At 47.4% G+C, this 14,065-nt stretch carries 14 protein-coding genes; all 14 read right to left on the bottom strand.

The window, feature by feature from the left end:
* Positions 1–24: 24 nt before the first annotated feature.
* Positions 25–1,017 carry a polysaccharide deacetylase family protein gene (locus GX019_06920; protein ID HHT36894.1) on the bottom strand — a complete coding sequence of 331 codons (993 nt, stop codon included), beginning with the start codon at positions 1,015–1,017 and terminating at the stop codon, positions 25–27.
* Positions 1,018–1,021: 4 nt separating this feature from the next.
* The gene (locus tag GX019_06915; protein ID HHT36893.1) at positions 1,022–1,819 is read right to left on the bottom strand and encodes a polysaccharide deacetylase family protein; all 798 of its coding nucleotides are present in this window, start codon (positions 1,817–1,819) and stop codon (positions 1,022–1,024) included.
* Between the two features lie 44 nt (positions 1,820–1,863).
* Positions 1,864–2,448 (bottom strand): LysM peptidoglycan-binding domain-containing protein, encoded by a 585-nt coding sequence (locus GX019_06910; protein ID HHT36892.1) that lies wholly within the window; start codon positions 2,446–2,448, stop codon positions 1,864–1,866.
* A complete protein-coding gene (locus tag GX019_06905) occupies positions 2,439–4,499 on the bottom strand; it encodes a DEAD/DEAH box helicase family protein (GenBank protein HHT36891.1) in 2,061 nt (686 codons plus the stop codon). Before GX019_06905 ends, GX019_06910 begins: the two co-directional genes overlap by 10 nt.
* Before the next feature lie 51 nt (positions 4,500–4,550).
* The gene (locus tag GX019_06900; protein HHT36890.1) at positions 4,551–5,357 is read right to left on the bottom strand and encodes a hypothetical protein; all 807 of its coding nucleotides are present in this window, start codon (positions 5,355–5,357) and stop codon (positions 4,551–4,553) included.
* Positions 5,358–6,038: a glycosyltransferase gene (locus GX019_06895; protein HHT36889.1), complete on the bottom strand. Its 681-nt coding sequence runs from the start codon at positions 6,036–6,038 to the stop codon at positions 5,358–5,360.
* Positions 6,035–6,763 carry a copper transporter gene (locus GX019_06890; protein ID HHT36888.1) on the bottom strand — a complete coding sequence of 243 codons (729 nt, stop codon included), beginning with the start codon at positions 6,761–6,763 and terminating at the stop codon, positions 6,035–6,037. Before GX019_06890 ends, GX019_06895 begins: the two co-directional genes overlap by 4 nt.
* Positions 6,763–7,887, bottom strand: coding sequence for a hypothetical protein (locus GX019_06885; protein HHT36887.1), 1,125 nt, complete (start codon positions 7,885–7,887; stop codon positions 6,763–6,765). Before GX019_06885 ends, GX019_06890 begins: the two co-directional genes overlap by 1 nt.
* Before the next feature lie 88 nt (positions 7,888–7,975).
* The gene (locus GX019_06880) at positions 7,976–8,743 is read right to left on the bottom strand and encodes a response regulator (GenBank protein ID HHT36886.1); all 768 of its coding nucleotides are present in this window, start codon (positions 8,741–8,743) and stop codon (positions 7,976–7,978) included.
* Positions 8,744–8,784: 41 nt separating this feature from the next.
* Positions 8,785–10,116, bottom strand: a complete 1,332-nt coding sequence (gene spoIVB / locus GX019_06875) for a SpoIVB peptidase (protein HHT36885.1) — start codon at positions 10,114–10,116, stop codon at positions 8,785–8,787.
* Positions 10,117–10,186: 70 nt separating this feature from the next.
* Positions 10,187–11,863 (bottom strand): DNA repair protein RecN, encoded by a 1,677-nt coding sequence (recN, locus tag GX019_06870; GenBank protein ID HHT36884.1) that lies wholly within the window; start codon positions 11,861–11,863, stop codon positions 10,187–10,189.
* An 11-nt stretch (positions 11,864–11,874) separates the two neighbouring features.
* A complete protein-coding gene (argR, locus tag GX019_06865) occupies positions 11,875–12,360 on the bottom strand; it encodes an arginine repressor (GenBank protein ID HHT36883.1) in 486 nt (161 codons plus the stop codon).
* Positions 12,350–13,246: an NAD(+)/NADH kinase gene (locus GX019_06860; protein HHT36882.1), complete on the bottom strand. Its 897-nt coding sequence runs from the start codon at positions 13,244–13,246 to the stop codon at positions 12,350–12,352. Before GX019_06860 ends, argR begins: the two co-directional genes overlap by 11 nt.
* Positions 13,247–13,251: 5 nt before the next feature.
* Positions 13,252–14,061, bottom strand: coding sequence for a TlyA family RNA methyltransferase (locus tag GX019_06855; GenBank protein ID HHT36881.1), 810 nt, complete (start codon positions 14,059–14,061; stop codon positions 13,252–13,254).
* Between the last annotated feature and the right edge of the window lie 4 nt (positions 14,062–14,065).

The following is a 14,065-nucleotide window of genomic DNA, read 5'->3' as shown; positions in this document are numbered from 1 at the left end:
GAGTTCCTGGCGGGGAACTCTTTTTTATTGGTTGAGAATCTGAGAAACCGGAACGATTGAATAGCCGCGCTGCTGCAGCTGCTCAATAATCAGCGGCAGGGCTTGAGCGGTTGGTTCTGTAGGATGCATCAGGACAAAGGCACCGTTTTGAATGCGGCTTACCACCCGATCAATTATAACAGTAGGTGCGGGGCGCTCCCAGTCAATCGTGTCAAGGGTCCAAAGAATGGTTTTATACCCCAGTTCTGCTGCAACTGCCACAGTCTGCTTGTTAAAATCACCGGCAGGAGGAGCAAACAGCATCGGCTTTTGCCCTGTCGCATCCATGATTTTTTCTTCTCCGGTCAGAATCAGATCCCGCACCTGATCCTGATTCATTTGACTCGGCATTCCGTGCCATCCACCGTGATTGCCGATCTCATGACCAGCTGCCGATATCTCAGCAGCCAGATCTGGGAACTTCTCAGCCCAAGTCCCAGTTAAGAACCAGCTGGTAGTCACATTATATCGTTTGAATGTTTCCAGCATGGTCGGTATATACTCATTCCCCCAGTCAACGTTCACCATCAGGCTGACCCAAGGTCTATCGGCGGGTCCCCGATAGTAAGGTGCAAAGTTGGCCTGTGTTATCGAAGGTATTACTGGGACTGTAACAAACTCTACCGGTGTGTGCGCAGCTGCCTGCATGATTAAACTCATGGTCGCATTAATATCAATGATCTGGCCGACCTGCTCCGGATTAATCACATCCCGATTCCAGTCGTAGCTGGCATTTCTCGCTTCGACCATCTCATTTTCACTGATTTTGACCAACGCATCATATAATTCCGCTTCCAGCATTCCACCCACATCATAACCGGCGATCATCACTCCTGGCTTAACTCCATGAATCCGCCGCCGCACCAGATTGTAAACACTAGAACCAGTTGCGGCTAAGGCAATAACCAGCAGACAAACAGCGCCAATAATCAGCGTTCGTTTAGTTATCACCAGTGAAAACCAAGTCTTTCCCGCCATTTAGCTACTCTCCCTTCCGCAGGTGCTGGATGCCGTTGTTATCTATATAGTAGTTTTCCCGATAGATCAGCTCAGAAATGGGGACAATTTCGTATCCCTGAGACTTCAGATCAGGAATAATCCTGCGGATTGCGTCAGGTGTACCCACAGCAGCATTGTGAAAGAGAACGATAGCGCCAGGTTTGATCTGACTCATCACCCGCTGGTAGATCTGGTCAGAGGTTGTATTCTTCCAATCCAGGGAGTCTACTGACCATTGAATGGTATAGTAGCCTAAAGAGTCAGCGGCTTTGATCACGGTATTCGAGTACTCTCCGAAAGGTGGACGGAAAAGGAAAGAGTTCTGCCCGGTTAAGTCGTAAATCATAGCATGGTTGCGCTCTAATTCAGTTACAACTTGATCAAAGCTGAGATTGTTCATATGGGGATGGGAATAGCTGTGGTTGCCGATTTCATGCCCTTCTTCGGCAATGCGCACCACGTACTCAGGGTATTTGTCAACCCAATAGCCAGCTAAGAAAAAGGTTGTTTTAATATTATGTTCCCGCAGAATATCCAAGATTTGATCAGTTAGATCGGTTCCCCAAGTTGCGTCAAAAGAAATTGCTACCTTCTTAGCCTCAGTATTTACAGCATAGATTGGAACCAGCCTGTTGGCTGCTACATTGATTACATGAGTGATCGCTGGCATAACGGTTTCATGATACACACTGAAAACCAAAAGCAGCGCCACCGCGGCCACCAATACATGAGCGAAGTTGAGCTTAAAAACCACTACTCGCATCTCGAATCCCCTCCTCATGTATTCTTATTCAAAAAAAAAGAGGCAAATAACAAGTATCTGCCTCAAATTGCAAAGTTATGATTGCCTATTCGCTTGATAACCGGTCTGGTCTTCCAAAAATCAGGCGCTGCTGTGGTTTTCGGATTATAAAAGAACAGCGCTCCCCCAGTGGGATCCTCACCTGCCAGAGCCCTTTCTGCAGCTTCTATGGCAGAATCCTGAGGAACCTTCGGCATGGTTCCCATGGAAATTGGGCTGAACTGACCCTTCTGGTAAATCACCTCGGTGATTGTATTCGGGAACTTATCGCTTTTTACCCGGTTTATTACCACCGCTCCCACAGCGATCTGTCCTTCAAGCGACTCACCTCTGGCCTCCGCATGGATCAGCCGAGCCAACAAATCCCGCTCCTCCGGGGTGAAATCCACCACATATACTCGGCTGGGTATGCGGAGCCTCATCCCGGCACGCATCCGCTTGGGATCGTTAATATTATTGAATTCAGCGAGATAGCGCCAATCTAAATTATACTCCTGGGCAATTTCAGAAAGTGTATCTCCCGGCTGAACAATGTATACCTGCTCGGCAACCTGTGCCGGTGCTGAAAAGGTCATCAGAAAGATGATCAGAGCAATTATTAAAACCATAACTTAACCTCCTGCTCAATAGCTTGCAATTTATCATAATGAACGGAACAAGCAGGCAGTGACTGAATGAAAAACTTTCCATAACTGCGTTCCATGATGCGCTTATCACAGATTAAGATTAATCCTCGATCAGTCTTGGTGCGGATCAGCCGCCCGCATCCCTGACGAAATTTTAAAACTGCCTGTGGTAAAAAGTAATTTAAAAACGGATTAATGCCGTTCAAGCGCATCTGCTCGCTGCGGGCTGCGGCAATCGGTTCGGTGGGGACTTTAAAGGGCAGCTTGGTAATAATCACAGTTGATAGGGCATCCCCCGCCACATCCACACCTTCCCAAAAACTATCTGTTCCCAGCAGAACTGTTTTTGCTTCATCGCGGAAACGATCGAGCATTTCTGTCCGCGGCATTTCGCCCTGCACTAAAAAGTTATACTTCTGATCCAAGCCGTGCTCCCGCACAAGCTGCGCTGTTTTCCGCAGCATCGCATAAGAAGTAAATAAAATGAACGCGCGGCCTTGGGTAACTGCCAACAGTGGATCAAGATGCTCTACCAATACTGCTGCAAAATCAGGATGCTCAGCGGAAGGCATATCCCTGGCAACCGCAAGATAAACCTGGTTCTGATAATCAAAAGGGGAAGCGTAAATCGCTGTATTTAAGTCCCAGTTTTCACTGTGCCCAATTCCGATACTATCGCAAAAATACTTAAAATCATTATTAACAGTCAGGGTTGCGCTGGTAAAAATCGCTGACTTAACTTGAAAGAGCAGATGCTCCCGGAGCTGTTCTCCAACTTGGATGGGAGCTGCCTGCAGAACACAGCCGTGCTGTCTCTGCTGCTTTTTCAGCCAGTAAACAAAGCCTCTATCTGCCGCTTCCATCAAGAACTCCAAATCAGCGATTACCGCTTCGATTCTTTTTAAATAAGGCGTAAGTTTATCACCCTCATCTGGTTCCAGCAGCGAAATCAAGTTTTCCAGCTGAGTTTTTAAAGTCACCAGCGAGGTGAAAAACCGATCGTAGCTCTCCAGCAGTGCTCCCTGTTCCAGACCGCTGTAAGGAATGAGAACTGTATCAGAATCATCTCTGTCTTGAAACAGTTCCTCTTCAAGAACAGCAAAATATTTGACAGCTGCTTCGTCAACCATCCTCAGCTGGGGAAGCAGCTGCCAGTCCAGAATCTCGAGAAGATCATCGCCTTCCTCGGAAGGATAGCGGGATAAATTTTGCCGCAATCCGGCCAGAAGTCCGCGGTTTTTGCCGTACGGACGGTATAAAAACCCCAACAGCCGCCGAATGCGGAGCAGTGACAGCTGTACCCCAAAATAATCGGTAGCGATATCTTCAATATGGTGGGCTTCATCAAGTACCAGATGATAGTACACGGGCAGGACTGCGTTTTCTTCCCAGCCCACTGCTTGGCGAACAGCAACATCTGCCAGCAGCAGGTGATGATTCACAATCACAATATCTGCAGTTTCAGCCTGGCGGCGGTTGATAAACACCGGACATTGATTGAAGTAACTGCATTTACCGCGGAGACATAAATCTGATTCGGCTTGAATCTGCTCCTTTATGTCCGCAGCTGTGCTTTCAAACAGCTTGGTAACCTCAGATACAGACTCCTGCTCAAGCAGCTTCTCCAACTCAGCTAGCTCTTGACTGTCTTTTTCATCCTCTAGCTGTTCCTGGAGATCCTTAATCCTCAGCCAGCAGGGATAGTTACTCCAGCCTTTAACAACGACAGCTTTAAATCTCGTTCCTAGTTTAAACAGGACCGGGATATCTTTTTCCAACAGCTGCTCCTGCAAATTAATCGTATTAGTGGAAATTACAACCTTCTCACCTTTAGATTTAGCAAAGCAGATGGAAGGATACAGATACGCTAGGGATTTGCCGGTACCGGTACCGGCCTCTATTAAACCGATGTGACCATCAGTAAGAATATTCATAACTTGATCAGCCATTTTCTGCTGCTGCTCGCGATATTCGTAGCCTTCTAGTTGAGAAAGGGGACCCGTAGGCAGAAAAAAATTGCGGTCGTAATTCAAAAAACTCACCTCCGCAAGCAGGGGTGAGTTAATTATTCTACATAAATCGGTTTATACCTTTTTGCGGCCGATTAGGTCCAAATAGTTGAGGAAAGGCGTTTTTTCAATCAAATCTGTAAGCGATCTCCGTTCAGCGTAGAAATGCACAATCACCAGGAAGAACAATACGGCAGCTTTTCCTGCAACCGAAAACTCCATTACAGTTAAGCCGATTACCGCTCCTAATACATTCGAGCCGACATCACCCATCATTACCTCCGCGTTGAGGTCCCAAGGAAGATATGCAGCAGCACTGACAGCTGTTAACAAAAGAAATGGATTTAAATGCCCTACTAAACCGAATACTAATACAGAAAAAAGGTAAAACTTGCCGGCTCTACCAGGCCGGACATCCAAGAGATTAGCGAGATTAGCACATAAAGCAATATTTAACGCATTAAGTGTTATATTTACCACCCCACCGGCGGCAACAACTGCAGTTAAAACCGCAATAACAAAGCCAAAACCGGCTTTTAAAGCTCCAGTAGTCAAATATCCATTCCTGAGAGCGCGGAAATGTCCCCTAAATCCCCGCGCTTCCCGGCTGCCCAGGGTATCATCAATTAAACCCAGCAAACCAAAACTGAGGATAGTTATGATTGCTATGCCTCCCTGACGAATGGATAACAGCCCAACGATCAAACCAATTATCAGGCTCGGCACGACAGTAAGGCTGAACACCAGCCCTAATCCCACCGGAACTTCTCGGTTTTGATAATTTAGAGCGCTTTGGCGGGGTCTAATCATTTCAATCAACACCGGCATTAAATAAAACGTGCTGACATAAACACCCACGTTCAACAAAATCAGCCACAGCACCTACTGATTCCTCCAGGCTTTGTATAATTCTCTGACTACAGCTGCGAGCTGCCTGCCCCGGTGGCAAAAACCTGCAAGATTACGGCCTGTAGCCCGGTGCGTCATAGGCAGATCGACTTCTACGACTCGATAACCCAACCGCAGTGCTCTAATTGTTAGAGCTGCTTCAACTCCGAATCCTGAGGCAAATCCACCGCAATCCTCCAAGACCTCCCGCCGTACTGCGCGCTGCCCTGACAGCGGACTGGCAAATTTATGACCAGTAAGGCACCAGATCCCATATCTTGCTATCAGCTTAGCAGTTCCAAAACCCATCTTCCCAGCTCCACCCGTTTGATTAACAGCAAAGTTAGCAATAGTCATATCTGCTGCTTTTTCCAGCACTGGAGCAAGTAGATCTTGCGCATAGATCGCACTAGACTTTAGATCCGCGTCCAGCAGCAGATAGATCTCAGAACGATATCTCTGCCAGCCAGCATTAAGCGCTCCCCCTTTTCCCCGGTTCCTATCCAGCTTAATTAACTCAACAGGATAATCTTTAACCACAGCGGTTGTACCATCGGTGGAGCCATCGTCAATTACTACAATTTGGTCTACCATATCCAGCTTAAGAACTGCTTGAAGTGTTTCCCCGATCCGATCCGCCTCATTGTACGCGGGAATTAGCGCTGTAACTTTCATTCTGCCAGCTCCATCTCAACCATTGGAATTAAACCAACAGCTTCACTGCTGTGACCGTAGACACCGGTTAAGCCAGCCTTGAGACCTCTAACTACCGCCAGCTCGCCCAAAAATGTATCGCCCATCTCAATCACCAGCGCCTTTTCTGCTATTCCAGCTAGATGCACCTTTGAGTTATACGGCTGCAGAACACTGATCTGCCAGCCTAATTGGTGAATCCATTCAATCCCTTGCCGAGCTGTTTCTGTCAAAGGAGCATTGGTCCAAATCACTGCGGCAGGCTGCTCCGGCTCTGCAGACATTATTTGCTCAAACAGCGACCTGACTTCATCCAGATGATTCGGCCAGGCATAACTGCCGCAAACATGAGCTCCAGCTTCTTCTAGTAGTCTCGTCAGCCGCTCGAGCGCTGGCTCATCCGCCTGATCGTAAAGCAAAACTATCTCGCGTCCCTGCAGCTGGTCACCAATCAGGGTGGAGCGGATCAAACCCCATCCTTCAGCGAAGAGCTGCTCTTTGATCTCTACCTGCTTTAAATTAGTCTGCATTTCTTTTGTTCGCAGCTCTAGATCCTTAAAACGCTGCTCTAGTTCATTGATAATGCTGTTCTGCTCCTGCACTAATAAATCATCTTGGAATAGGATGCTGCCCACTACAATTCCCAAAAACAAACTAAAGAATACTGCTACTAATGTTGCGATATGATACCGGAAGCCGATGTGCATTAAAATAATCCTCCTATAAACAGCCTCAACTCCAACCACAACAGCCTGAACAAATCCCGCCATGATGTCGCCAAAAGCACAGTTAGCAGAATAGGGACCAAGGCTGCGATCAACAGCGGAACGTGGAGCATACCGGATTTTCCCTGATAGAGCTGGCTGACACCTTTGGCATCGACCAAGATCGAACCGATCTTCATTCTTGTCAAAAAAGTAGAGGCCATACCTGGCCGTCCTTTTTCTAAAAAGTCTATCAAGTTCGAATGCAGTCCGACTGCGACAATCAACCGGGCTCCCAATTCATAGGCTAAAAGCAGTGCAATATCTTCGCTGGTACCAGGAGCAGGAAAAACCTTATACCCCACGCCCAGTTCGCTTAACCGCCGAGCTCCCGGACATCTGCCATCCTGGTAACCATGAACAAGAATTTCTGCTCCGCATTTTAACGTCTCGTCGCTGACACTGTCCATATCGCCAATGATCAAGTCTGGTACATGCCCGAACTCTAAAAGCGCATCCGCTCCCCCATCTACGCCAATTAAAACCGGACCCATTTCTTCGATATATGGTCCGATCGCCCGCAGATCATCGCGGTAATTGATACCCCGCACAACCACCACTACATGCTGATCCTTGATCACCGTCCTTACTTTGGGAATAGTAAGGTTGGTCAGCATCAGCTGTTTTTCTTTCTGCATATACTCAATTGTGTTGTCTACAAACTTAGACACTTCAGAATCGATATTTTTCCTTGCTTCTTCCATCAAGGTGCAGACTATTTCGGGGGTAACCAATCGACCGCGGGCTATCAAGCGGCTACCGCGATAAATCTTTTCGCCATCAACCTGGACCAGATCGCCATCATGAAGCTGTTTAAAAATCTCTTCTCCGATCCGATCAATCAGCGCTACCCCACGCTCAAGCAGCAGCTCAGGTCCTAAGTTGGGATAGCGACCGGTAATAGAATCGGCTGCGTTCAGCACTACTGCAACTCCTGAATCTGCGAGCTGCATGGCTCCCACCGCATCTAAATCGTTGTGATTGATAACTGCTATTTCCCGAGGTTTAAGCTCCTTAACTAGCTCTTTAGTTTTTTGACCGAGCCGAACTTTCCCCTTATACAGCAAGTGACTCCACTCCTACTAATAACTGGAAAGGACGAAGATTATCCTCTTCGTCCTTCTTAATATTAGCTATTAGCCTGTGGTTTAGTCATCATCCAGAAAACCGGATCTTTATAAGATCTGCCATTTTGGCGATAAATGCCGCGTTTGTCGGCTTGCCCTTAGCAGGATCGATCGCATAAGGAAAAAATTTTTGAAGATGCTCCAGATCACCTTTAGCCCAAGCGGTATCGATTGCATAGCGGATCGATCTCTCTACATGGCTGGCAGTAGTATGATTCCCCCGAGCGACGGCTGGATAAAGCCTTTTGGTTATCCCATTCAGCCAGGAATCATCCTGGCTGACCAACAAGATTGCATCAATGAGATAGCGGTGTCCCTTATAATTCGGCGGTATGCCGAGCTCGGCAAAACAGCTGACTAAAAACTGCTGAATCAATCGGCGTTCCCTAATATAGAAAAGATTAAACATATTTCCATAGTTATGGTGGATGTATTTAATCCGCTCGATCAAATCCGGCATGCGGAAAGGTTTGATCATATAATAGGCGACCCCTAATTTGAGCAGCTGCTCCACAAACTGGTCATCTTCAATCTCAGAAATAACCAATACCTGCGTTAAGGGCTGTTTCTTCATGATCTGACGAACAACCGCAGTACCCTGGTCAATAATATCCATGAAATCCATGACAACAATATCGGGCTGGTACTGACTCACCAGCTTTGAAAGATCATTAGGATTAGATGCTGTACCGATCACCGCGATTTCTAGCTCATGCTTAAGCTCACGGCTGATCAGCTCGAGGTATTTTGGATTTGCATCGCCGATCACAACTTTAATCAAAGCCGGCACCTCCACATCCATAACCACCTGCAGCTAAACTTCGCTAGCAAAATCATCTATTCCTGCATAAAAAAAGAACCCGACCCGAAAAACGGATAGGGTTCGCTGGCGAGCGTTGGAGTTTCACCGCCAATCCCTGACTCATAAATCATCCATTCAATAAAACCACCGTACCCCATGCGGGGATCATTCACAAAGACATGGGTAATTGCACCGACTAACTTGCCGTCCTGGACGATCGGACTGCCGCTCATACCCTGGATAATACCTCCCGTTTTTTGCAGCAGCTCCGGATCAACCACCCGTATCACCATCCCCTTATCATCCGGCTTCGATTGATGGTAAACTCTCGTGATCTCAATATCAAACTCTTGAATCTCATCTCGGTTCACTACGGTATAAATCTTTGCTGGGCCGACCTTGACTTCATGATTCAGGGCAATAGGAATTGGATTATTAAAGTATGGGTTCTCAAGTTGTTCTGATAATCTGCCAAAAATACCAAACTTGGAATTCTTGTCGATTGAACCCATAACTGCCTGATCAATAAAAACACCGAGTTTTTCTCCAGGCAAACCTTTAAATCCCTGCTTGATGCTTTCAATGCTGGCCGACACAATACTGCCATCTGTAATCTCCAGGCTGCGGCCTAAACTGTCAGTGATAGTGTGCCCCAGGGCGCCGTATTTACCGGTGTTTTTGTCAAAAAATGTGAGTGTTCCCACTCCGCTGGCCGGGTCTTCCAAAAAAACTCCCAGCAGGTAAACTTGGCGCGGATTTCCACTAATGTCTTCCTGCATTGACAGAACTGGAGTAATCACTGTCTCCAGTTGAACATCATGGCGCTGAACCACCAACGGGAGCTGTGAATCCTGAGGTGCCAGCTCATTAACAATCTGCCCCACCTGCTCTGGACTGGTAACTTTCCGGCCGCCGATGGAGATAATTAAATCGCCCGGTTCTAATCCTGCTTCTGCGGCGGGATAATACTCCCTGCCATCCAAACCTCGAACCGGAACGATTCTGCTGATTACTAAACCGATTGGCTTAACCAAAACACCGATGGAGTGGCCTCCGGGAAATACCTCCACTTCTGGAACGACATCTACCACCATTTCGCGAATCGGGATAAACCCGAAGAGCCTCACCTGAAAGTACTGCTTGCCCACCTGATCGGCTCTGAGAAAAAACTCTCCTTTGGGACCGGTCACATCCAATCCATCACCATCAATGAAGCGGAACGGCAGGTGAGCAGTTAGAGAAAACTCCGTTCCCTGGAACAGCCTGATCTCACCAGGAATCCCCGCCCAAGATGCTAACACAGGTGATACCAATAATCCAAGCATTACCAGTCCAGGCAGCAGCAGTAAATAGTACGATTTCTTCACACCCGAATACTCCCCTCACAGCATAGTCTGAGAGTATCGTACCCGGGTTTGTCAAGTTATATATTAGGAACTAGCTGGTATTAGCCTGTTTTAACAGCTCTTCCGCGTGAGCTTTTGTGGCAGACTGATCAGCCTGACCTCCCAGCATCCTCACCAGCTCGCTGACTCTGCCATCCCGATCAAGCAGAGTAACTTTAACCTTAGTTCTGCCATAATGCTCTTGTTTTTCCACATAATAATGGTGTTGGGCAAAGCTGGCCACTATCGGCAGATGGGTAACCGCAAAGACTTGAAACTGCCCACTAAGACTGCGGAGCTTTTCGGCAACTTTAAGCGCAGTTCGTCCACCGATTCCAGTATCAACTTCATCGAACACCAAAGCCGGAATCTGCTCTACCTGAACCAGACTGTTCTTGAGAGCCAGCATAATCCGGGACATTTCGCCCCCCGAGGCGATTTTGGCCAATGGCTTGATCTCTTCCCCAAGATTGGGTGACAATTTGAATTCAACTGAGTCAACTCCGGTCTCATTCAAATCTGCGGGCGTAATATCTACAACAAATTTAGTCCGTTCCATGTTCAGATCAGCTAGATGCGCTTCGATCTGTTTCTCCATTTTCTCAGCGCACTGGCGTCTCTTCTCGGTAAGCTGTCTAGCAAGATCTGTCAACGTGCTGTAAAGCTCATCTTCTTCCTGTTTTAACTTCTCAATTGTGATCTCGCTGGATAGAAGCGTTTCCAGCTCCTGCCTGATTTCTTCTCCATAGTCTAAGATGGCCTGCTCGTTTTCACCATATTTGCGTTTCAGTGTTCTAATTAAGCTCAAGCGAGTCTCGATCTGCTCCAACGCCTGGGGATCGCGCTCGAATCCCTCGATATACTGCCGCAGATCCCGGGAAGCTTCTTCCAGCTGCACTAATGCTTGGTTGAACAGCTCAGTAATAGGTGTAATCTCCTGATCATACCGAGTTAGAGACGTTAAATCGCTGATAGTCTGGGCTAAAAGATCGTAAAGAGGAGGCTGATCAGGCAGCTGCTCCTGCAGCCTGGCATAAACACTCTCAGCGGTTGTTGTGATTCTTTCGATGTTGGCCAGCCGCTGCTGCTGTTTCTCTAATTCGTCTTCTTCCCCAACCCTGAGATTCGCTTGTGTGATTTCTTCAAGCTGAAACTGCAATAAATCAATGCGGGCCAACCTGTCCCGTTCTTGAGTCTGGAGCCTAATTCGTTCCCGTTTTACCTGCTCATATCTGCTGTAGAGCTCACGCACAGTACTCTTGAGGTGTCTGTGTTCATCATCGCCAAAATCATCGAGAATCTCTAGATGGCGCGATACATCCAGCAAACTTTGGTGATCATGCTGTCCTAAAATATCGACTAATAATCTGCCCAACTGCGCTAATTGATTCACAGTTACCAGCGTTCCGTTCAGCCGGCAGCGGTTGCGGCCGCTGCGGTGAATCTCCCTACTGATAATTAACTCGGTATTATCCGATTCGATTCCCCACTCATTTAGCAGTGTAAACGCAGTTTCGGGCGCTTCAAATACTCCCTCGATTACAGCCTTTTCGCACCCGGTGCGGATCATCTCTATAGATGCCCGTGCACCGAGCAGCAAGCTGAGGGCGTCAATAATGATCGACTTTCCTGCGCCTGTTTCTCCTGTCAGCACGCTGAATCCTGAGTAAAACGATAATTGCAAGCTATCAATTAAGGCAAAGTCACTGATCTGCAGTTCTCTTAACACATTAAGTCACCTCAGTGTCCATAAAGCAAATCTTCCAGCTGTTTATAGAGTTTTCCGGCAACACCTTTTGGCCGCTTTAAGTGTACCTCGGCATCATCGCGCACCACCAACAGAATGACATCATCACCTGCAAGCGTAGCAACTACCCCATCCCATTCCAGCTCATCGAGCACTGCAGCTACCGCGTTTGCTCCACCGGGATAGGTCTTCACAACCAGAATGTTACCGCTGAAGTCAATCCCTCGGACATAATCCTCAAATACCCGGCGCGCCCGGCGGTTTAAATCGCCTTTCACCGTTCCCTGAGGCAGCGCATATTTATAACCGCCTTTTCCATCCGGTACCTTGGCCAGTCTCAGCTCCTTGATATCCCGGGAAACGGTGGCTTGGGTAACGACAAAACCGGCATCGTGCAGGTAACCCATCAATTCTTCCTGAGTTTCGATGTCTTTGGTTTTGATGAGCTGAAGAAGATATTCTTGTCGTCTACCTTTCACTGGTCTCGTATTCCTTTCTTGTTGTGATGGTTTTCAGCCGGCTGTTAAGAATTGTGAAAAAATTGCGCCCGTGCAGTTTCACGAATTTAGCTTTCATATCCGCTTTAACTACCTCAATCACATCACGGCTCTGGAGTGGAAATCCAATTTGGCCATCGATGGTAAGCATCATATCCTTATGGCTTGCCTCTACAAATACTTTGACAACGGAATCATCACTAACTACCACTGAGCGGGCAGCTAATGTATGAGGGCAAATGGGAGTAATAATCAGGCATTCTAACTGCGGCTCTACAATGGGTCCTCCTGCTGACAGTGAATACGCAGTAGACCCGGTCGGAGTAGCAATAATAAGTCCATCAGCCTGATAATCCACTACCGGCTGTTCATCTACAAAAGTCTGGAGCTGAATAATGCGGGCGAAAGTACCTCGAGCAATGACGGCATCATTGAGTGCATGATAAGCGGCTACCACTTGGTGATTGCGGATAACCCGGCTCGAGATCAGCATTCTTTCCTCAATCTTATACTCCTTGTTGATCAAAGCTGCCAGAGCCACTTCTAAATGGTCTGTTTCCAGCTCAGTCAAAAACCCTAAATGTCCCACGTTCACACCTAGTAAAGGTAGGTCATGCTGAGCGGCATCACGAGCTGCCCGCAGCAGTGTTCCATCGCCTCCTAGAACCAACAGCACATCCAGATCCCCTAAACCCGCATCCGGTGGGGATAAATCTACACGACCAATGATCTTGGCAGCCTTAGGTTCAATCCATGGAGTAATGTCTCTAGCTTCAAGACAGGCAATCACATTTTGAGCCAACCTCAAAGCTAATTTCTTACCAGTATGGGGCATAATGCCAATTTTAACCAGCCTCTCCACCTCCAACAGAACTATAAGTTCGGATCACTCTGCACCGTTGCTAAAGTTTTCAGCACCAGATCTGAGCTGTCAATAATTGGACTGCATTTAGAAAAATACGCCAAATATTCGATATTCCCTTCAGGACCGCGAATCGGCGAATAATCTAGATTTACAAGTCCTGCTCCGGCTTCCTGAAGTTCTCTTGTGAGATTGAGCAGAAGTTCTTGATGGATATTGAAATCACGCACTACCCCTTTTCTGCCTACCAGTTCACGACCTACTTCAAACTGCGGCTTGATGAGGGCAATGATTTCCCCATCCTCTTTCAGCAGATCTAAAAGATTGGTGAAAAACTTAGTAAGTGAGATAAAAGCGACATCGATTACGGCCAAATCTAGATCTTCTCCAATATCCTCCGGCTTAACGTAGCGAATATTTGTGCGCTCCATCACAATTACGCGGGGATCGTTTCTCAGCTTCCAGTCCAGCTGGCCGTAACCCACATCAACAGCAAAAACTTTGGCTGCTCCATTCTGCAGCAGACAATCGGTAAATCCCCCGGTGGATGCGCCGACATCAATCGCGGTTAAACCCGAAACATCAACATTAAATACTTCGAGAGCCTTGGCCAGTTTCAGACCTCCTCTGCTGACAAAAGGATGCATAGCTCCCTTAACCTCTATCTCTGCATCAATATCAACAGCAGTTCCCGGTTTGGTGATGCGGTTCTGATCAACAAATACCAATCCAGCCATGATCGAGCGGCGAGCCTGCTCTCGTGATGCAAACAAACCTTTTTCTACCAACAGCAAATCTATGCGTTTCTTCTGTTTGGCCATAGCT

This window comes from Bacillota bacterium, from assembly GCA_012837335.1.
Classification (GTDB): Bacteria; Bacillota; Limnochordia; order Darwinibacteriales; family DTU012; genus DTU012.
Note: the sequence above shows the minus strand (reverse complement) of the source record. Positions and strands in the feature narration are given on the sequence as shown.